Source organism: Xylanibacter oryzae DSM 17970 (genome assembly GCF_000585355.1).
Classification (GTDB): domain Bacteria; phylum Bacteroidota; class Bacteroidia; order Bacteroidales; family Bacteroidaceae; genus Prevotella; species Prevotella oryzae.
Genome location: NZ_KK073873.1, coordinates 1,815,488 through 1,836,702, shown reverse-complemented (window position 1 = coordinate 1,836,702; position 21,215 = coordinate 1,815,488). Strand labels below are relative to the sequence as shown.

The 21,215-nt window shown below is 38.8% G+C and carries 15 protein-coding genes and 1 tRNA gene (1 of these 16 cut by a window edge); 14 read left to right on the top strand and 2 right to left on the bottom strand.

Annotation, left to right across the window (positions count from 1 at the left end):
- Positions 1-210: the 3' end of a LemA family protein gene (locus tag XYLOR_RS07415; RefSeq protein WP_036878175.1), read on the top strand. It extends 351 nt beyond the left edge of the window; the window shows 210 of its 561 coding nt (coding positions 352-561); its start codon lies beyond the left edge, outside the window; it ends in the stop codon at positions 208-210.
- Between the two features lie 5 nt (positions 211-215).
- Positions 216-1,232, top strand: a complete 1,017-nt coding sequence (locus tag XYLOR_RS07410; RefSeq protein ID WP_036878173.1) for a M48 family metallopeptidase — start codon at positions 216-218, stop codon at positions 1,230-1,232.
- Between the two features lie 41 nt (positions 1,233-1,273).
- Here XYLOR_RS07410 and XYLOR_RS07405 read toward each other — a convergent pair whose 3' ends face one another.
- Positions 1,274-2,833 (bottom strand): hypothetical protein, encoded by a 1,560-nt coding sequence (locus XYLOR_RS07405; RefSeq protein WP_154655698.1) that lies wholly within the window; start codon positions 2,831-2,833, stop codon positions 1,274-1,276.
- A gap of 75 nt (positions 2,834-2,908) precedes the next feature.
- A tRNA-Met gene (locus tag XYLOR_RS07400) sits at positions 2,909-2,981 on the bottom strand.
- 219 nt (positions 2,982-3,200) lie between these two features.
- Between XYLOR_RS07400 and XYLOR_RS07395 the strand changes: the two genes are divergently transcribed.
- The 12 genes from XYLOR_RS07395 to eutC all read left to right on the top strand — a co-directional run bounded on the left by XYLOR_RS07395 (position 3,201) and on the right by eutC (position 20,621).
- A complete protein-coding gene (locus XYLOR_RS07395) occupies positions 3,201-3,794 on the top strand; it encodes a TetR/AcrR family transcriptional regulator (RefSeq protein ID WP_036880890.1) in 594 nt (197 codons plus the stop codon).
- 37 nt (positions 3,795-3,831) lie between these two features.
- A complete protein-coding gene (gene fabG, locus XYLOR_RS07390; RefSeq protein ID WP_036878169.1) occupies positions 3,832-4,578 on the top strand; it encodes a 3-oxoacyl-[acyl-carrier-protein] reductase in 747 nt (248 codons plus the stop codon).
- 1 nt (position 4,579) lies between these two features.
- Positions 4,580-5,257 carry an RluA family pseudouridine synthase gene (locus XYLOR_RS07385; RefSeq protein WP_036878167.1) on the top strand — a complete coding sequence of 226 codons (678 nt, stop codon included), beginning with the start codon at positions 4,580-4,582 and terminating at the stop codon, positions 5,255-5,257.
- Positions 5,258-5,384: 127 nt separating this feature from the next.
- On the top strand, positions 5,385-9,998 hold the full coding sequence (locus XYLOR_RS07380; protein ID WP_036880888.1) for a translocation/assembly module TamB domain-containing protein: 4,614 nt from the start codon (positions 5,385-5,387) through the stop codon (positions 9,996-9,998).
- Positions 9,998-12,316, top strand: coding sequence for a translocation and assembly module lipoprotein TamL (gene tamL / locus XYLOR_RS07375; RefSeq protein WP_036878166.1), 2,319 nt, complete (start codon positions 9,998-10,000; stop codon positions 12,314-12,316). Before XYLOR_RS07380 ends, tamL begins: the two co-directional genes overlap by 1 nt.
- 117 nt (positions 12,317-12,433) lie before the next feature.
- Positions 12,434-13,345, top strand: a complete 912-nt coding sequence (locus XYLOR_RS07370) for a sugar phosphate nucleotidyltransferase (protein WP_036878164.1) — start codon at positions 12,434-12,436, stop codon at positions 13,343-13,345.
- 62 nt (positions 13,346-13,407) lie between these two features.
- A complete protein-coding gene (locus tag XYLOR_RS07365; protein ID WP_036878163.1) occupies positions 13,408-14,445 on the top strand; it encodes a DHH family phosphoesterase in 1,038 nt (345 codons plus the stop codon).
- 90 nt (positions 14,446-14,535) lie between these two features.
- On the top strand, positions 14,536-15,180 hold the full coding sequence (gene bamK, locus XYLOR_RS07360; RefSeq protein WP_036878161.1) for a BamK family beta-barrel-assembly machinery protein: 645 nt from the start codon (positions 14,536-14,538) through the stop codon (positions 15,178-15,180).
- Entirely contained in the window at positions 15,181-16,566 is a 1,386-nt protein-coding gene (gene glmM / locus XYLOR_RS07355) for a phosphoglucosamine mutase (protein ID WP_036878159.1), read from the top strand.
- Positions 16,567-16,965: 399 nt separating this feature from the next.
- Positions 16,966-18,438, top strand: coding sequence for an ethanolamine permease (gene eat, locus XYLOR_RS07350; protein WP_036878158.1), 1,473 nt, complete (start codon positions 16,966-16,968; stop codon positions 18,436-18,438).
- Positions 18,404-19,795: an ethanolamine ammonia-lyase subunit EutB gene (locus tag XYLOR_RS07345; protein WP_036878156.1), complete on the top strand. Its 1,392-nt coding sequence runs from the start codon at positions 18,404-18,406 to the stop codon at positions 19,793-19,795. Before eat ends, XYLOR_RS07345 begins: the two co-directional genes overlap by 35 nt.
- Entirely contained in the window at positions 19,788-20,621 is an 834-nt protein-coding gene (gene eutC, locus XYLOR_RS07340) for an ethanolamine ammonia-lyase subunit EutC (RefSeq protein ID WP_051508927.1), read from the top strand. The genes XYLOR_RS07345 and eutC overlap by 8 nt, the downstream gene beginning before the upstream one ends.
- The last annotated feature ends 594 nt before the right edge of the window (positions 20,622-21,215 follow it).

Here is a 21,215-nt window from a genome sequence, read left to right as displayed (position 1 = left end):
CAGTTGCAAGGTGAGGTTGCTGACCTTGAGAATAAGTTGGCTGCAGTAAGACGTTTCTTCAACTCTGCAACACGTGAGCTTAATAATGCAGTGCAGACTTTCCCGTCAAATATATTTGCAAAAATGTTCGGATTCCAGAAGGAACCTATGTTTGAAGTACCCCAGGAAGACCGTGTGGAAATGGATAAAGCACCTGAAATTAAATTCTAATAGTGATGAAGTACGTAGGAATGCAGACACAGATCAGCCGTAACAATATTATAAGTATAATACTGTTGCTGTTGTTCCCTGTAATAATGCTGGGGATCGTTTGGTTGTTTCTTGCACTTCTCAATTATTTTGGTCACGGATATTATGATCAATACGGCAATGTAGTGCATGTGCTCAACGCTGCTGTAGTAAATGCTTATTTTGTTAAGGCTCTACCATGGGTTGTGGCCGGTGTGGCTGTGTGGTTCCTGATAGCATATCTTTCTAATGCGTCGATGGTTCGCCACGCTACTGGTGCGCGTCCGTTGAGCAGAAAAGACAATCCGCGGGTTTATAATATAGTTGAGAACCTGTGCATGACTTGCAATATGGATATGCCACAGATAAATGTGGTGGATGACCCTCAATTGAATGCCTTTGCTAGTGGAATAGATAAAAAAAGTTATACTGTTACATTGACTACAGGCATTATGCAGTTGTTGGATGATGATGAACTATCTGGCGTTATAGGTCATGAACTGACTCATATACGCAACCATGATACGCGACTGTTGATAACAAGTATCATCTTTGTAGGTATCCTTGCTACGATAACCAGTCTGGTAGTGAACATGATGTATAACATGTTTTGGTTTGGAGGCGGAATCGGAAGAAGGAGGGATAGTGATGATGATGGTAAGGGCAACGGACTCTCGATGATCGTAATACTGTTGGTGGCACTGGTGTGCTGTTCTGTAGGATATTTTTTCACTATAATAACACGATTCGCTATCTCTAGGAAGAGGGAATATATGGCAGATGCAGGTGGAGCGGAATTGTCGGGCAATCCTATGGCGCTAGCTTCGGCTCTGCGTAAGATTTCTAGCGATCCTGGATTACAGGGAGTAAAGCGTGAGGATGTAGCTCAGTTATTCATAATACATCCAAAGAGTATGTCGAATGGAGTAATGAGTTTTATGAATTCTATGTTTGCCACTCATCCAGATACTGAAAAACGAATACATATATTAGAACAATTCTAAAACAAATAAGCGGACTTCATAATAGAGTCCGCTTATTTGTTTTACTTGTTTGTCTGATTGATCAGTGACTTGATGTCAGTAATGCAGATGTCACTTTCAGATGTTAGAATTATCAGTTTGTCGTCTTTTGCATCGCAGTTGAGTATTATTTTGTTAAAATGCATCACAGGAACACCTGACTTGCGAATTATCCAACTGTCTAGATTGCCGTTGGTGACAACCACGTAATCGGCTGTCTGTGTTATCTGTCTATATAGATCGTTAATAGGAAACTTGCTGTTGATATACAAATCCTTGTCAGCCATATATACGTATGCATCGGATGAAATAACAGGGCAATTGTAATCGTCGTGGCATATGATTGCAAAATTTCCGGTGGACTGATTGTATGCATATACGGTATCGTTGATTAGGGCAAGAGGCCAACCGCGTTTTTTATTGTCCCATGAATATCTTACAGAAGCTGTATCTGATACAGTGCGGCTGGAAAGTCCCTTGTCTGACAAAAAGAAATACCGGTCTCCATATACTACGGCATCGTAGATTATGCATTTATTGTCAGATAGCATTTTTATATGTTCTAATTTGCCATTCTTGCTGTTGAACGAGGCCATGAAAGGAATGCCTCTTTCAATCTTACTGTTTCTTAAGCCGTGACCCATATTGAGCATATTGATATTACCACCATTTGCAGTAAGTATAGAATGTGATGCCAGATTATTTGGAAAATTATATATCCACCTCTGACTTAAATTGTAATCAAGGCATATAAGTTTTTCGCTGTCTGAAAAATATATAGACGAATCTTTAAGGCATACGTTAGAGTTGAGTCCGGTAATAACATTTGAGTTGGTCAGCATAGGAACAGAATAAATGTCGTTACCAACCATTCCGGCAAGTAATGATCCCTGTGCATTACTTTCAGAGACATTCATATCCGAGTCGGATACTCCTGCATTGATGTCATAAGAAGCCAAAAGTCCCTTTTGGGAATCTATAAGATTTAATTTGTCACCTATTATAAGACATCTGCTGCCACCAAGACTTTTGCATCCCGCATACGATATGTTGTGATATATCTTTGCTGTCCAAAGTTCAGAGCCATTGTTAATGTTGATACCAGTGAAAGAACCATTCCCCAAACTCTGGTACCCTAAAAGTACATCAGACGAATCAGCCTGCGTATGGACAACAGTACCTACATAACAAATATTTGACCAGCGTTTATCATGAGATGTATAGTCGTAATAAGACTTGTGAGTACCCTCTGTAATTAGTACTCCATTGTTGGTAAGCACCTCTTTAGGTTGATTGTAGTCAATTGGAATCTTCCATAACAATTGTTCGGAGACAGTATCATAGATGCCAAGTTGGCCCTTGTTGCTGTTCTCTGAGAAAATGCCATTACTGACAAACTCCAGACCGATATGCCTGAAATCAGGACTGGCTGTATAGTTCTTTACTATCTTATCAAAGTGAATAGCGTGCACACATATATTACTACCGTCAGACTTAAGCCCGATAACAATATCTTTTGGTTTCTGTGCAGAAGTACATAAAACAGTACCTGTGAGTAAAAAACAAAATAAGATTCTTTTCATATTTAGATTATTTGTCATAACGTGTTTAAAAGAAAAACGCAAAATATTGAAAACCAATATTTTGCGATCTTTTAGTTGCGGAGACGCGACTCGAACGTGTGACCTCCAGGTTATGAGCCTGGCGAGCTACCAACTGCTCCACTCCGCGATGTTATATTTTGTTATGCGCCTCATTTCTGAATTGCGACTGCAAAGGTATGGTTTTATTTTGTTATATCCAAATCTTTTGCAAACTTTCTTCATATTTATTTTTTTAATGCACATTCTTATGTTTTTATGAACGATTTATTTGCATAAGAAAAAATAAAAATATAATTTTGCACACAGTATACACGATGTGCAAAATGTAACTTTGGAGGAAAAAGCAATGTCAATTTCGAAAACGCGTCAAAAACTTGTGGATGTAGCAAGGCAACTGTTTGCCAAGAATGGACTTGAAAATACAACTATGAATGATATAGCTGTAGCTTCGGGCAAGGGCAGACGTACCCTTTATACATACTTCAAAAGTAAGGACGACGTCTATTATGCAGTGATAGAGTCTGAACTGGAAAGATTGTCAGATAAGTTGGACGAAGTGGCAGCAAAGCGCATCAGGCCACAGGACAAAATCATAGAACTGATATATACACACCTTATTATGATAAAGGAGACTGTGGTACGTAATGGTAATCTCAGAGCCGAGTTCTTTCGTAATATATGGATGGTTGAGAAAGTAAGAAAGAACTTTGACGAAGACGAATTGGAGCTGTTTCGTAAGGTATATGCCGATGGAAAGGCAGACGGCGAATTTGATATAGATGACGTGGATTTGGTAGCCGACATTACACATTATTGTATAAAAGGACTTGAAGTGCCTTTCATATACGGACGTCTGGGTCATGGAATGACAGAAGAGACGAGTAAACCGTTGGTAGTGAAATTCGTATACGGGGCTCTAGGCAAGAACGGCTTTAAATGAATGGATATTTTTAAACTAATAAATAAAAATTAAGAAAATGGGATTATTAACAGGTAAAACAGCTCTCGTAACAGGAGCTGCACGTGGTATAGGAAAAGCTATTGCATTGAAATTCGCTGAAGAAGGTGCAAACGTTGCTTTTACAGACCTCGTTATCGATGAGAATGGTAAGGCTACAGAAAGTGAAATAGCTGCTAAAGGTGTTAAAGCAAAGGGTTATGCAAGCAATGCTGCTGACTTTGCTCAGACAGAAGAGGTGGTTAATCAGGTTAAGGCAGAATTCGGAAGTATTGATATATTGGTAAACAATGCCGGTATAACAAAAGATGGTCTGATGATGCGTATGACAGAGGCTCAGTGGGATGCAGTAATAGCTGTAAATCTGAAGTCGGCTTTCAACTTTATCCATGCTTGTACCCCAATAATGATGCGCCAGAGAAGTGGTAGCATTGTAAATATGGCATCTGTAGTAGGTGTACATGGTAATGCTGGTCAGTGTAATTATGCAGCATCAAAGGCCGGACTGATAGCCTTGGCAAAGAGTATTGCACAGGAAATGGGATCTCGTGGTATACGTGCAAACGCAATAGCTCCTGGATTCATCGAGACAGCTATGACAGCAGCACTTCCTGATGATATACGTAAGGAATGGATCAATAAAATACCATTGCGCCGTGGCGGTACTGTAGAGGATATAGCAAATGTAGCTACTTTCCTTGCTTCTGATATGTCTTCTTATGTATCAGGACAGGTTATACAGATTGATGGTGGTATGAACATGTAATATGGAAGTCGTTTACGAAGACAATCATATAATTATTGTTTCAAAGAGAAGCGGTGAGATCGTGCAAGGTGATAAAACCGGAGATAAACCGCTTTCTGAGACAGTAAAAGAATATATTAAGATAAAAAGCGCTAAGCCGGGGAATGTTTTCCTCGGCGTAACGCACCGTCTTGATCGTCCTGTATGGGGATTGGTGGTCTTTGCGAAGACATCCAAAGCTCTTACACGTCTCAATGAGATGTTTAGAGTTGGCGATGTTCATAAGACTTATTGGGCTATAACAAAGAACTTCCCGAAGCAGACAGAGGGGACTCTTACAGACTGGTTGGTAAGGAATGAGAAACAGAACAAAAGTTATGCTTATGATCATGAAGTACCAAACTCAAAGCAGGCTATACTCAAGTATAGGGTAATCGGACATTCTGATAATTATACACTGATAGAGGTAAACCTTATGACAGGGAGGCATCATCAGATACGTTGCCAATTGGCAAATATGGGATGTCCTATAAAGGGTGACCTTAAATATGGTGCAAAGCGGAGCAATCCTGATGGAAGTATATCACTTCTAGCAAGAAAAATAGAATTCGTTCATCCGGTATCAAAGAAAGAAATAGTGATCGAAGCTTCCGTGCCTGAAGATAATTTGTGGCGTAACATTGCCAAAATAGGAGAATGACAGGGCATATAGAATGATTTTTCCGGATTTCAGTGGCTTTTTCTTATTTAAATTGCGAATTTTCCTTTTTTTTTATTTACTTTGCAGAGTTATGTGCATATGATATTATTTGTGCCGTAATTCAGATATGAATATACGTGTTAAAAAGATACTGAAGTGGACAGGTGTAGCAATACTTGCACCTATCCTGCTAGTTGTTTTATTGGCAATTCTCCTTTATATTCCGCCTATTCAGCGCTGGGCCGTAAAGGAGGTTGTATCTTATGCATCTAATAAGACAGGCATGAATATAAGTGTTGAACGTGTTAGACTTGTATTTCCTCTTGATCTTGGTGTTGATGGACTCCGTGTAATACAGCAGAACGACTCTTTGCCTCAGGTTAAAGACACTGTGGCTGATGTTAAAAACATTATGGTGAATGTACAATTTATGCCATTGTTGCATAGCAAGGTAGAAATTGACGCACTTGAGTTTAATAAGATGAGACTCAATACGACAAACTTAATTCATCAGGCACGCGTAAAGGGAACTGTTGGGCAATTGTCTATAAAGAGCCATGGTATAGATGTAAATAGAAAGTTCGTAAAGGTAAACAGTGCTAATATGGTTGATGCAAGACTAAATGTAGAGCTTAGCGACACTGTGCCTAAGGACACCACTCAAAAAAAGAACTTCTGGAAAATATCAGTAGACCATATTAACATCACTAATACTGATGTGGCGGTTCACATGCCAGGAGACACACTGCAAGTGCAGGGATATATTTCCAGGACTTCGGCAAGCGGTGGCTACTTTGATTTGTATAGTGGTTTATGCAAAGTGGACAATTTGGACTGGACCGGTGGAAAACTGCGGTATGACAATAATTATAAAACACAGACCAATGGTCTGGACTATAGCCATATAGCTATGACAGACGTAAATATAGGTATATGCGGTCTGTCTTACCTATCGCCAAAATTGAAATTGAACTTGCGTAACTTCTCATTTAGGGAAAAGAGCGGTATACGAGTGGATGATTTTTCAGGACTTATATCATTAGATTCGAAAAGAGTAATGCTGCCTGCAATACATTTCCGTACACCAGATTCAGAAATGTCGGCAGATTTAGAGATGGATCTTAACGCCTTTGCTAAGAAAAATCCAGGCAAAATATATCTAAGAGTGAATGGACAGTTTGGAAAGCAAGATCTTATGCATTTCATGGGATTAATGCCACAATCTTTTGTGCGTAATTGGCCAAACTATCCATTGAAAGTAATGGGTTCGGTAACAGGTAATCTTAATTATGTAGACTTTACTGGTTTGCTGATAAAACTGCCTACTGCATTTGATGTCTTATTAAAAGGATATGCTGCAAACCTTATGGATATGAGACACATAGATACCAAGATTCGGCTGAATGCACATACATATAATATTGGTTTTGTAACAGCTTTGTTGAACAATAATATTATGCGTAATTACAGGATACCAACAGGCATAGGTGTCAACGGTTCTTTCAGTATCAATGGAACACATTACGCTGCAGATCTAAAAGTAATAGAAGGTAACGGTACGGTAAGTGCACAGGGGCAGTATAATGCAGTAAAAAAGAGCTATCAGGCATCACTTAAAATTAAGAATCTACAGATACATCACTTTATACCTAATGATTCACTATATGCCTTCACCGGCAATGTTGATGTGAAAGGAGTTGGCTTTACCGTTATGTCTAAAAAGACACATATAAATGCTAAAGCGAACATCTCAAGTTTTCAATATGGGCACTGGAATTTAGATCATATGAAGGCAAACTTACTTTTGACTGACGGCAAAGCCCATGCTGATATAAACAGCGATAACAAATTACTTAAGGGACTGATATCGTTTGATGCACTGCTTGATGCCAAAAACATTAAAGCTACTATATCAGCGGATCTCAGTAAAGCCGACCTCTACCGCCTGCGCCTTTCTTCTAAACCACTTACCACGTCACTATGTGCAAATGTCGATGTTGCAAGTGATCTGAACAACTATTACAAAATGGAAGGTGTTGTTAGTGATGTGACAATTATGGATGTCAAAAAAACATATCGTCCTAAAGATTTAGTGATGGATATTATGACGAACAGGGATACCACAAGGGCAAAACTGTACTGTGGTAATTTTAGAATGAACATGAATGCACGTGGAGGTTACAAATGGTTATTGGGGCGCAGTAAGCTCATTATGAAGGAAATGACAAAAGAATTCAAAGAAAAGACAATAGACCAAAATAAGATAAGAAAACTTCTGCCCGTAATGATTTTTAGTTTAAGTAGCGGTAATAATAACCCTGTATATAATTTTCTTAAGTATAAGGGATATCAGTTTGATTCATTGGCTGTGAACGTGTCGTTGTCTCCTAAAGAGGGTTTGAACGGTAATCTGAATATTTGTTCGCTGAAAACCTCTCGAGCAAAGATAGATATAATAAATATTGAGGCTAAGTCTGACTCTGATAATGTAAAATTTACCGGTCACATTCAAAACAATAAGAAAGGTCAGCAGTATAAGTTTAATGCTCTTATGGACGGCTATATATTGAAAAACGGAGCAGGTCTTAATGTAAAGTACTTTGATGGTACGGGCCGTCTGGGATTACAGTTAGGCGCAGAAGTAGCTATGGAGAAAGACGGACTGAGATTCCACTTATCTCCCGAAAATCCAATAATAGGATATAAAAAATTCGGGCTTAATACAGACAATTATCTATTGTTGGGTAATAACAAACGAGTCTCAGCAAAGATAGACTTGCTTTCAGCGGATGGTGCAGGTATTAAGGTATACACAGACGACGGAGATACTGAAGCTCTTCAAAACCTTACAGTCAGCCTACAGAAATTCGACTTAGGCAAAATAATGGCTGTTATACCATATATGCCAAGGATGACAGGTACAATGAATGGCGATTTCCATCTGATACAGAATAAGAAAGAACTGTCTGTTTCATCAGATGTGGCGGTCAAAAAGATGACATATCAAGGTTGTCCATTAGGTAATGTAAGCAGTGAATTCGTTTATATGCCAAAAGAAGACGGTTCTCATTATGTAGACGGGCGACTGATGCGTGATGATCAGGAAATAGCCACAATAAAAGGTTCGTATAATTCAGCCGGAGATGGATCTCTAGATGCAACTTTAGGTCTTGAAAAATTCCCAATGGCCATTGTTAATGGTTTCGTGCCAAATCAGTTAATTGGTTTTAAGGGATATGCAGAAGGTACTGTGACCACAAAAGGTCCTTTGAATAAACCTCAGGTAGATGGTGAGGTATACCTAGATTCATCATACCTGGTTAGTGTGCCTTATGGCGTGGAAATGCGCTTCGACAACGACCCTGTGAGAATAGTAGGCAGTCATCTGCTATTTGAAAACTTTGAGATGTACTCGCATAATAATAATCCGCTGAATATATCAGGTTATCTGGACTTTTCGGATATGCAGAAGATAAACATGAGTCTGAATATGCGTGCACAGAATTATCTGTTGATTGATTCGAAGGAAAATAATCGTTCCATATCATATGGCAAGTCTTACGTAAACTTTTTTGGATCTCTTAAAGGATACATGGATAACCTTAATATGAGAGGTAAACTAGATGTACTGGGCAGTACAGATATAACATATATACTAAGAGACTCCCCACTTACGACAGACAATCAATTGGATGAACTTGTAAAGTTTGTAGACTTGCGAGATACTACACAAGAGATCGTAAAGCGTCCACCAATTGCTGGTTTGGATATGGATCTTATACTTAGCGTGAATGATGGAGCCAGAATAAGGTGTGACCTTAATTCAGACCATACCAACTATGTTGACCTTATTGGAGGTGGTGACTTGCATCTCAAGTATAACCCGATAGACGATATACGTATTACAGGACGATATACGCTGAATAATGGTGAGATGAAATATTCACTGCCTGTAATACCTCTGAAAACCTTCACAATACAAGATGGCAGTTATATAGAATTTCAGGGCGATCCTATGAATCCTAAATTGGACATTACGGCAAAGGAAAGAACAAAGGCTACGGTGTCCAGTCAGGGAGAAACAGGGCGCAGTGTAACATTTGACTGTGGCGTGATAATAACGAAGACGCTCAAGAATATGGGACTCCAATTCACTATCGATGCCCCTGAAGATATGAATATATCAAACCAATTGTCAGCTATGAGTACCGAACAACGCGGAAAGTTAGCAGTGACGATGCTGACAACAGGTATGTATTTGGCAGACGGTAATACTAGTGGATTCTCTATGAACGGTGCCCTCAACTCATTCTTACAGGGAGAAATAAACAATATAGCAGGTAATGCCATGCGTACACTTGATTTAAGCATAGGTATGGATAATAGCACAGATGCATCAGGGAATTCGCATACAGACTATTCGTTCAAGTTCGCTAAGCGTTTCTGGAACAATCGAATGAACATCGTGGTAGGAGGAAAAGTGTCGACGGGTATGGATCCTAATAATCAAGACCAATCAGTGTTTGATAATGTAACATTAGAGTATCGACTTGATAAGACATCTAATAAGTATGTAAAGCTCTTTTACTACCGCAATACATACGACTGGTTAGAAGGAGAAACAGGAGAATATGGCATAGGTTTCGTATGGCGTAGAAAATTGCAGCATTTCAAAGATATCCTAAGATTTAAAAATGTAGAGAATGATATGCCACCTGTAGATTCTGTAAAAATGAAATAATGAAAAAAGAAAGTATATACACACGAATAAAAATAACGCTGCTGTTGACAATCGCAGTGCTGGCATATTCATGCTCATCCACCAGAAATATTCCTGAGGGAGACCAGTTGTATACAGGAATTACCAAGATAGAATATAAAAACTATGAGAAAAATGACCATTTCACGCTGACTAAATCCGAAGTTGAGGCTGCACTAGCATGCGCACCAAACGGAGCTCTTTTCGGAAGTTCGTATTATCGTACTCCATTCCCTTACGGATTATGGATATGGAATGCCTTTTCCTCATCTAACTCAGGATTCAGCAAATGGATTACAAAATCATTAGGCAAGGCCCCAGTACTTATGAGTTGGGTAAATCCTGAACTACGAGCTTCTATAGCAAATTCGGTATTACGTAATCATGGATATTTTGATGGAAATGTGGAGCAGACACGAGTGCAACAGAAAAATATAAAGAAGTGTAAGATAGGTTATACTGTAAGTCCGAATCATCTGTATACACTAGATTCAATAGCATATAATGGATTTCCCAAACAGGCAGATAGCCTTATTCGTAAAACAATGAATGACGCGCTTATCCATAAGGATGACGCATTTGATGTTTATTCTCTTGATGCTGAACGTAATCGTATCGGAACTCTGTTTCGCAATAATGGATATTATTACTATCAGCCCGGTTATTCTACATATTTGGCAGATACACTTTCTGTTCCAGGTAAAGTAAACTTACGCTTCCATATGGCAGATGATGTACCTGTTAGAGCAAAGCAGAAATGGTATATTGGGAAATTAGATGTAGAAATCAAAAAACTTTTTACCGATCAGTTGACTGACTCCATCAAGCACCGTCGTCTCACTGTACATTTTACAGGTAGACGTCCTCCTATTAGGGTGCGTGTTATACTTAAAGGAATGAAAATTCGTCCAGGAAAACTATTTAGTTATGAAGATTATCTGGAATCTGCAAATAATGTTGGAGCTTCAGACTGTTTTAGTATGACCGACTTTAAATTCACACCACGTGATACAACTTCGTCTTGTGATACATTGGATATGCGACTGAGCTGTGTACTTGGAAAACCATACGACTTCTATGTAGAATCAAATTACATAAATAAAACAAGCGGAAGAACGGGTCCTGGAATAATAGTCGGTTTTACAAAACGTAATGCCTTCAGGGGAGGAGAAAAACTAGACATAAATATGCATGGTTCGTACGAATGGCAAGTTGGAAACAATGTGCAAGGTTCAAGTTCGCAGGTAAACTCATATGAATATGGAGGCGATGCGTCTTTAGAGATACCACGTTTAATGCTTCCTTTCAATGTGCGTCGTCGCCTATACAAAGCCCCAACTACGTTGTTTAAGGGGTCTACAAATATACTTAACCGAGCCGGTTATTTCAGAATGCATACCGTATCAGGTGAGATGACGTACAAGTTTCAGACATCAGCCAACTCAATACATGAATTCAGTCCATTGGTTATTGAATACCAGCATATGAATAGTTCTACCAAAAAATTCGATTCAATACGTGTAGCTAATCCATATTTGTCTGTATCAATGCAAAACCAGTTCATACCTAAAATGAAATATACATATACGTATATCAGTCCTGCAAAATACAGAAACCCAATACAATGGGAAACAACACTTACAGAGGCCGGTAATATATTGTCACTTGGGTATTTGGCCACAGGTAAGAAGTGGAATGATAAGGACAAACAGATGTTTAAGAACCCATATGCACAATTCTTTAAAGTGCAGACCGACTTCAGAAAGACTTGGAGGCTTGGAGATAAAACACAGTTGGTCGGTCATATAGGTGGCGGTATACTATTCTCTTACGGCAATTCATCAAGTGCACCTTACAACGAACAATTCTATATAGGAGGAGCTAACAGTGTACGTGCCTTTTCGGCAAGAAGCGTCGGTCCGGGAAGTTACTATTCAAATGTAGACAAATTCTCTTATGTGGACCAAACCGGAGATATGAAAATTCTTGCTAATATTGAATACCGTTTTAATATATTTGGTCATCTTTATGGAGCTACATTCTTAGATGCCGGAAATATTTGGTCGTTGAAGTATGACAGTTACCGAATAGGTTCGCAATTCAAGTTGAATAATATGCTCAAAGAAATGGCAACAGGAACAGGACTAGGCCTACGTTATGATTTAGAATTTCTTATAATCAGGCTAGATTGGGGTATCGGTATTCATGTTCCTTATGATACGACAAAAAGCGGATATTATAACATACCAAAATTCACAGACGGACAGACATTGCATTTCGCAGTAGGATATCCTTTCTGATAAAGGTAAGTTCTTTATGAAAATAGATTTAATGCAAAATACATTTGTCTGTTATCTAAAAATAAATTACCTTTGCAAGCAAGTTATATAACAACTGATACTTAAATACAATAAAAAATGAAACCAACTTTATTACTCCTAGCAGCAGGAATGGGAAGCCGTTATGGAGGTCTGAAACAGTTAGATGGTTTAGGCCCTAACGGTGAAACAATAATGGATTATTCCATTTATGATGCTATCAAAGCGGGATTTGGAAAGATCGTATTCGTAATCAGAAAAGATTTCGAGAACGACTTTCGTGAAAAGATATTAAGTAAATACGAAGGGCATATCCCTGTAGAGCTATGTTTCCAGAGTCTAGATTCTCTACCTGAGGGTTTTACTTGTCCGGCAGACCGTGTTAAGCCATGGGGAACAAACCATGCAGTGATGATGGCTCAGAATGCAATCAAAGAGCCTTTCTGTGTTATTAACTGTGATGATTTCTATAACAGAGACGCATTCATGGTAATTGGTAAATTCCTTTCAGAACTTCCAGAAGGCAGCAAAAACGATTATGCAATGGTTGGCTTCCGTGTAGGTAATACATTGTCTGAGAATGGAACTGTAGCACGTGGCATCTGCTCTAAAGATGAAAAAGAAAATCTTACAACCGTAGTAGAGCGCACAGAAATTATGCGTGTTAACGGTCCGGTAAGTTATAAGGATGAAAATGGCAAATGGGTAGCTGTAGAAGACAATACCCCTGTGTCTATGAATATGTGGGGATTCACTCCCGACTATTTTGAGTACAGCGTAGCATATTTCAAGGAGTTCCTTTCAGACCCTGCAAATATTTCTAATCTAAAAGCTGAATTCTTTATTCCACTTATGGTTAATAAGTTGATAAACGAAAAGACTGCCACCGTAAAGGTATTGGATACAACTAGCAAGTGGTTCGGTGTAACCTATGCAGCAGACAGACAGTCTGTAGTAGATAAGATACAAAGTCTTATCGACTCAGGCGTTTATCCTAATAAGTTATTTTAAACTAAAATAAATTGAAGAAGGCGCATCATTGATGCGCCTTTTTTATTAACTTTGCAACCATTATGCAGATCAATATATTAACAGACAAAGAATGTGGCCTCATCAAAAATCTGATAGAGACTTCAGAAAAGATAATAGTATGTTGTCATGTCAATCCAGATGGAGACGCAATAGGGTCTTCATTGGGCATGGCAGAATATATACGCTCTTATGGAAAGCAACCTTTAGTGATAGTTCCAGATCAATTTCCTGATTTTTTGAAATGGCTTCCCGGTTCAGAAGACATAATAAGATACGATAAACATAAGTCTGTAGCGGATACAGCCTTTGAAGATGCCGATACAGTATTCTGTATGGACTTCAATTGTGTAGAGCGTGTGGATGGTATGAGCGAAGCCTTACAGGCTAGTAAATCCACAAAGGTTATGATAGACCATCATCCCAATCCTCAGATGGACACACTTGTTACCGTATCACACCCCGAACTAAGTTCTACATCAGAGTTGGTATTCCGCGTAATATGGCAGTTGGGCTCATTTGATACGATGACGCCTAACATGGCTGTACCTATATATTGTGGAATGATGACCGACACAGGAGGATTCACATACAATTCGAATACACCTGAAATATATTTTATAATAAGTCAGTTGTTGATGAAGGGTATTGACAAAGATAAGATATATCGTAATGTATTCAATAATTACAGTTCATCACGTCTTCGTCTTATTGGATACATACTATACAATAAGATGCAAGTAAATGAAGAATATCATGTAGCTTGGTTTACTATTACCCGTCAGGATATGACCCGCTTTATGTTTAAGAAAGGCGATGCCGAAGGACTCGTAAATATGCCTTTACAGATAAAGGGACTGAAAATGTCAATATCTTTGAGAGAAGATACTGAAAAATCTAATTTGATTTGGGTCAGTCTCAGATCAGTAGACGATTTCCCTTGTAATGAGGTTGCAAAAGAATTCTTTAACGGTGGAGGTCACCTTAATGCAGCAGGCGGACGTCTGCATTGTTCTATAGAAGAAGCTGAAAATATTGTAAAGTTAGCTATAATTCGTTTTGCAGATCAACTAAGTCGCTAATAATCAGTTAAAGTAGCATAATTACATCATCTATTTTTTATTATATGCTTGGATTTTTGTAATTTTGTCACGATTAAAATAAATATTAAAATGAAAAAAACAGCCATAGCGCTTATATCCTTCATCGTTGTTATAATTGTAGCAAGTTGTAGCAAAGGAGAAACTTATGCGGATCAGAAGAATGCAGAGCGTGCTGCAATTAGTAAGTTTATATCAGATTCGTCTATAAATGTAATATCAGAAGCACAATTTGCCAATCAAGGTTATACAACAGACACGACAAAAGGCAAGAACCAATATGTACTTTTAGATAAGTCGGGAGTTTACATGCAGATAGTACGTAACGGTTGTGGCGAGAAGGTCAAGGATGGTGAAAATGTTACTATTTTATGCCGTTTTGATGAATATAACATAAAAGAGGATTCAATGCAGTTGAGTGATAATTATCTTACTTATGCAGCGTATCCTGAGAAAATGAATGTAACGAATTCAAGTGGTACGTTTACTGCTTCTTTTGACAGTAAATCCAGTTTGATGTATCTATCTTATGGTTCAACTTCAGTACCGGCCGGATGGCTTGTGCCACTTACTTATATAAATATAGGCCGTCCGCTAAAAGAAGGAGATGAAATAGCAAAGGTTAAAATCATAGTACCTCATTCAGAGGGACAGTCTCGTGCATCACAGTATGTATACCCTTGCTATTACAGAATAACTTACATGAGAGGAATATAAATGACACTTATTAAATCTATTTCAGGTATCCGCGGCACAATCGGCGGACAGACGGGCGATACGCTGAACCCGTTAGACATAGTTAAATTTACAACAGCTTATGCTACTTTTATTCGTCGTAGCAACAAATCAAATAGTGGGAAGATAATAGTAGGACGTGATGCCCGTATATCAGGCGATATGGTTGCAAAGGTAGTATGCGGTACTCTTATGGGTATTGGATATGATGTAATCAATATAGGTATGGCTACTACGCCTACAACCGAATTGACTGTACGTATGGCTGGTGCAGATGGTGGTATTATTATTACAGCCAGTCACAATCCACGTCATTGGAATGCCTTGAAACTTCTTAATAATGAAGGTGAATTCCTTACAAAGGATGAGGGCAATGAAGTGCTTGAAATAGCAGAAAAAGAAGATTTTGAATATGCTGAGGTTGATAACCTCGGAAAATATACAGAAGACGATACATATAACAAAAAACATATTGACAGCGTTCTTAATCTGAAACTTGTTGATGTTGAGGCTATCAAAAAGGCCGGATTTAATGTATGTGTTGATTCAATTAATTCAGTAGGAGGTATTATCCTTCCTGATTTATTGGATGCTTTAGGGGTAAAATACACATTCCTGAATGGAGAAGCGAATGGAAACTTTGCCCATAACCCGGAACCACTGGAGAAGAACCTTGGTGGTATTATGGGAGAAATGAGTAAGGGTAAGTTTGATATGGGTATCGTAGTCGATCCTGATGTAGACAGACTTGCTTTCATTTGTGAGGATGGAAAAATGTTTGGCGAAGAATACACATTGGTTTCTGTTGCAGATTATGTATTGAGCAAGACACCTGGAAATACAGTATCTAACCTAAGTTCTACACGTGCACTGCGTGATGTTACAGAGAAACATGGTGGCAAATATACAGCTGCTGCAGTAGGAGAGGTAAATGTTACGACAAAGATGAAGGATGTCAATGCTGTAATAGGCGGAGAAGGTAATGGTGGAGTAATTTATCCAGAGAGTCATTACGGTCGTGATGCGCTAGTAGGCATTGCTTTATTCCTTTCTTCTTTGGCACATAAGGGATGTAAGGTAAGCGAGCTACGTGCTTCGTTTCCTAATTACTTTATTGCAAAGAATCGTATTGATCTAACAGCATCTACTGATGTTGACGCTATATTGGTAAAGGTAAAGGAGATGTTTAAGAACGAGCAGATCACAGACATTGATGGCGTGAAAATTGATTTCCCTGATAAGTGGGTACATCTTCGTAAGAGTAATACTGAACCTATTATAAGAGTTTACAGTGAGGCGTCAACAATGGAGGATGCCGATGCTATAGGTAAAAAACTAATGCAGGTTGTTTACGATATGCAGAAGTAGAAATACTATATATATAATGTAAAGACAGATTCGAAAGAGTCTGTCTTTTTTGTTTATGTAATCTCTTATATATAATAAATGTCATTACATAATAGATGATATAAATAGCAAATAGTATGATAATATTTTGAATATCAATACATAAATATTATTTAGATGTCAATAAAGTTTCAATTTGTTTATAAAATAATGTTTTTAATTACTATTTGTAAACAGATATTCTTTTATGATATCAAAAAGTAACATGATTTCATTTATTACTTACTTTATGATATAATTTATTTTGTTATTATAACAAAATGTTGTATCTTTGCATTATTAAGATTACAAAATGATATTTGCGAATATCATAACAATACACACAAATAACAACACAACACAAATTAAAACAAATTAGGTATGGGTAAGCAGAAGTCAACATTAAAGCGTAAGTTGAACGCTTTTCATTTATGGGGAATAGCTGTAGGATTGGTTATTTCAGGAGATTATTTCGGATGGAGTTACGGTTGGGCATCAGGAGGAACCTTAGGATTCTTAATAGCAACATTGTTTGTTGCAATAATGTACGTGACTTTCATATTCAGTTTTACAGAGATGTCGTGTGCCATTCCTCAGGCCGGAGGCCCTTTCGCTTATGCTCGTAGAGCTTTTGGTCCACTCGGAGGATTCTTTGCAGGGACATTTACACTCATAGAGTATGTTTGCGCACCGCCATCCATAGCATTAGCTATCGGAGCATATTTCAGTGATCTAATACCAGGGCTGAGCCCGGTTGCAATTGCAATTGTCGCTTATGGACTTTTTGTTGCCTTAAATCTTTGCGGAGTTTCAGCAGCAGCCACATTTGAGCTTGCCGTTACTATAGTTGCTATATGCGAGTTACTCGTCTTTATGGGCGTTGTAGCACCTGGTTTTGCATTAACAAACTTCCTTTCACATGGTTGGGCAGGCTCAGATACCTTCTCCATGGGGACGATAGGGGGTATATGTGCATCAATACCATTCGCAATCTGGTTCTTCCTTGCAATAGAAGGAGCCTCGATGAGTGCTGAAGAAGCGAAAAATCCACAAGTTACAGTTAAAAAGGGGTTTATTACAGGTATAATAACTTTAGTACTTCTTGCAGCCGGTGTAATGATGTTTGCAGGTGGATCTGGTGATTGGAAACAATTATCTAACCTTAATGACCCTCTGCCAAAAGCAATGATGATGGTTGTAGGTCAAAAGAGCAGTTGGGTACATATGTTGGTATTCCTTGGTCTGTTTGGACTTCTTGCATCATTCCATGGCATAATAATGGAGGCAGGTCGCCAGATATTTGCACTATCACGTGCCGGTTATCTGCCAAAGCCACTAAGTTGGGTTAACAGGCGTGCGGTTCCACACTGGGCAATTGTAAGTACAGCGGTGTTTGGTATTGTATGCGTAGTCTGTGATGGTTTTGATCTGTTCCTTAATGGTCAGTCGTTGACTGCAAATATAATCACGTTAGCATGTTTCGGTTCGATAACGATGTATATAATATCCATGATGTCTCTGTTCAGACTGCGTAAGACAGAACCAGACCTAGAGCGTCCATACAAGGCAATATGTTATCCGGCCTTCCCTATAATAGCATTGGTCGGAGCCGTTATATGTTTTGTACTCATGGTATATTATAATTTCAATGTATTTGTAGCATTTGTTATAATAATGGCATTATGCTATGGATATTATCTGTACAACCGCAAAGCGATACATGAAGATTTTGTTGTCATAGACGACAATGCGCCAGAGGTTGAAGACGAGATAGATTCAAATGTAGAACCTGAAGGTGAATTAATAGGAGAGACAGTTTATGTACAAGATAGCGATAGGAAACATAACATATGAATTTAATAATCTGAGAGATGTGATGGCAAAGGCCACGCCAGCTCGTTCTGGCGATGACCTTGCCGGAATCTCTGCATCAAGCATGGAAGAACGAGTGGCTGCAAAGATGGCTCTTGCAGAAGTTCCACTTGAGAGATTCCTTGAAGAACCTCTTATTCCTTATGAGGAAGATGAGGTTACCAGATTGATTGTTGATACTCATGATAAGAAAGCTTTTGCTCCGATAAGCAGTCTTACGGTAGGCGACTTCCGCAACTGGTTACTTAATGACCATACTACTACGGCCGACCTTTCGTATGTGGCTCCGGGGATAACTCCTGAGATAGCTGCTGCTGTGAGTAAAATAATGCGCAATCAAGACTTATTACTGGTGGCACAGAAGTGTAGCGTTGTAACAAAATTCAGAGATACAATAGGGCTACCGGGCCGATTGAGTGTCAGGTTGCAACCTAACCATCCTGTAGACGACCTCAAAGGTATAGCGGCAAGCATAATAGATGGTCTGATGTATGGTTGTGGAGATGCTGTTATCGGCATCAATCCGGCCAGCGACAGCATACCGGTACTGATGAATTTGAACTATATGCTGGATGATATAATAAGTAATTATGATATACCTACTCAGTCGTGCGTACTTACGCATGTCACTACTTGTACCGAACTGATAAACAGAGGTGCACCGGTAGACTTGTTGTTTCAGAGTATAGCAGGAACTGAGAAAGCTATGGCTGGCTTTGGAGTGAATCTGAAAATGCTTGATGAGGGTTATGAAGCCGTAAAGAGTCTGCATCGTGGTACTATCGGCGAAAACTGTATGTATTTCGAAACAGGACAGGGTTCGGCGTTATCATCAGATGCAAATTTCGGGGTAGACGAACAGACTTGCGAAGCTCGCTGTTATGCTGTGGCCCGCAGGTATCATCCTCTTCTTGTGAATACAGTGGTAGGATTTATAGGACCGGAATATCTATATGACGGAAAGCAGATAACAAGAGCAGGACTGGAAGATCATTTCTGTGGTAAGTTGATGGGCGTACCACTCGGCTGTGATATCTGTTATACTAATCATGCAGAGGCAGACCAGGACGATATGGATAATCTGCTTACGTTGCTCGTCGCAGGTGGAGTAAACTACATAATGGGTGTGCCAGGTGCAGACGATATAATGCTCAACTATCAGAGTACATCTTATCATGATGCGCTTTATGTTAGAAAACTATTAAACAAGCGACATGCACCTGAGTTTGAAAGTTGGTTGAAGAAGATGAACCTTATAGATGATAAAGGGGATATACTTCCATTCAAACCAACAAATAAATTATTGCAAATAGAGAAAATGGAGGCTGTAAATGGATGAAAATCATTATATAACCGTAAAGGCTGAAAATATAAGGGAGAATGATTGTTGGGAGAAACTCAAATCATATACAGATGCCAGAATAGCCCTTGGCAGAACAGGATGCAGCATATTGACAGACGACTATTTGACGTTCAGTCTGGCGCATGCCAAAGCACGTGATTCTATAAAAATGCCTTTCGATAGAGATCGGATCGGCAAAGAATTGCATGCAATGGGGCTGGAGACGATAAATGTGGAGAGTTCTGCAGCCAACAGAGAAGTCTATTTATGCCGTCCTGATTTCGGCAGGCGCCTCAGTGAGAAAAGTAAGGCTCAGCTTGACGAGCTAAATTATCAGGGAGCAGATGTATTGTTAGTTATTGGTGACGGACTTTCATCAAAGGCTGTTCACAAACAGGCCGTGCCATTCATACGACAGCTTTTGCCATACATGGATGAACTTGGCATGACGGTTGGACCGGTGGTGCTCGCAAAGGAGAGCAGGGTAGCACTAGGTGATGACATCGCGGAGAGGATGCATTGCGGACTGGTTGCTATCCTGATAGGTGAGCGCCCCGGTCTTTCATCTCCAGACAGCCTCGGAGTCTATATGACATACAAACCTTTCTGGGGCAGAATGGAAAGCGAACGCAACTGTATCTCAAATATACGTCCTGAAGGGCTTAGTTATGGCAAAGCCGCATTCAAGTTGGCATGGTTAATAGAGAATGCGTATAATATGAAGAAAAGCGGTACAGCTCTTAAAGACCAGAGTGATGACCCACAACATTATCTGACATTGAAACCACATATAAACGATACCAATATACTGAATATTGTTTGATATAGTCATCGTGAAAAGATATAAAAGTTATGCTATTAATGAGAGATATACATAAAAAAACTAAAATAAAATACCACTTTACCACTATGTGACTTAAGTGGTTGAATGTTAATAAGATAAGAACTCGCGATGAGTATCATAAATACCACGAAATGACACTATAATGCCACCCTTTTGATAATGTGATTTAGATAGGTTTCTATATATTATCCCAAAGTATAAATAAGTTGCAACTTATTTATACAATAAATAGAAATATGTATAATTACTATGGAATATACTTTAACCCGTTGTCAGAATTAAACAAGTGCTCATTTAATTCCGCCAACGGGTAACTTTGTATACAAAGAATAATATCCAGAACAATATGTAAAACATTTTCTTTGTGTTAAGCAAATCAGGAAGGCTTTTATGTTTCTGTAAAGTGGATCAGTAAAGCTTTTAATAACTTGTACAGTAAATCAGTAAGTATAACAACAAAGATGTATACCTAATTCAGGCATAGTCATAGCTATGCTTTTGTGATGCTGTAGCATAGCTTTGAGTTGGTAAAAGCATAGCTATCATGAGGTCGAAGGATAGCTCTTGCGAGGT

Bases quoted from the DNA above. Each gene is read 5' to 3' on its own strand.
- XYLOR_RS07410 (WP_036878173.1), top strand. From the start codon at position 216: ATGAAGTACGTAGGAATGCAGACACAGATCAGCCGTAACAATATTATA.
- XYLOR_RS07405 (WP_154655698.1), bottom strand. From the start codon at position 2,833: ATGAAAAGAATCTTATTTTGTTTTTTACTCACAGGTACTGTTTTATGT.
- XYLOR_RS07395 (WP_036880890.1), top strand. From the start codon at position 3,201: ATGTCAATTTCGAAAACGCGTCAAAAACTTGTGGATGTAGCAAGGCAA.
- fabG (WP_036878169.1), top strand. From the start codon at position 3,832: ATGGGATTATTAACAGGTAAAACAGCTCTCGTAACAGGAGCTGCACGT.
- XYLOR_RS07385 (WP_036878167.1), top strand. From the start codon at position 4,580: ATGGAAGTCGTTTACGAAGACAATCATATAATTATTGTTTCAAAGAGA.
- XYLOR_RS07380 (WP_036880888.1), top strand. From the start codon at position 5,385: ATGAATATACGTGTTAAAAAGATACTGAAGTGGACAGGTGTAGCAATA.
- tamL (WP_036878166.1), top strand. From the start codon at position 9,998: ATGAAAAAAGAAAGTATATACACACGAATAAAAATAACGCTGCTGTTG.
- XYLOR_RS07370 (WP_036878164.1), top strand. From the start codon at position 12,434: ATGAAACCAACTTTATTACTCCTAGCAGCAGGAATGGGAAGCCGTTAT.
- XYLOR_RS07365 (WP_036878163.1), top strand. From the start codon at position 13,408: ATGCAGATCAATATATTAACAGACAAAGAATGTGGCCTCATCAAAAAT.
- bamK (WP_036878161.1), top strand. From the start codon at position 14,536: ATGAAAAAAACAGCCATAGCGCTTATATCCTTCATCGTTGTTATAATT.
- glmM (WP_036878159.1), top strand. From the start codon at position 15,181: ATGACACTTATTAAATCTATTTCAGGTATCCGCGGCACAATCGGCGGA.
- eat (WP_036878158.1), top strand. From the start codon at position 16,966: ATGGGTAAGCAGAAGTCAACATTAAAGCGTAAGTTGAACGCTTTTCAT.
- XYLOR_RS07345 (WP_036878156.1), top strand. From the start codon at position 18,404: ATGTACAAGATAGCGATAGGAAACATAACATATGAATTTAATAATCTG.
- eutC (WP_051508927.1), top strand. From the start codon at position 19,788: ATGGATGAAAATCATTATATAACCGTAAAGGCTGAAAATATAAGGGAG.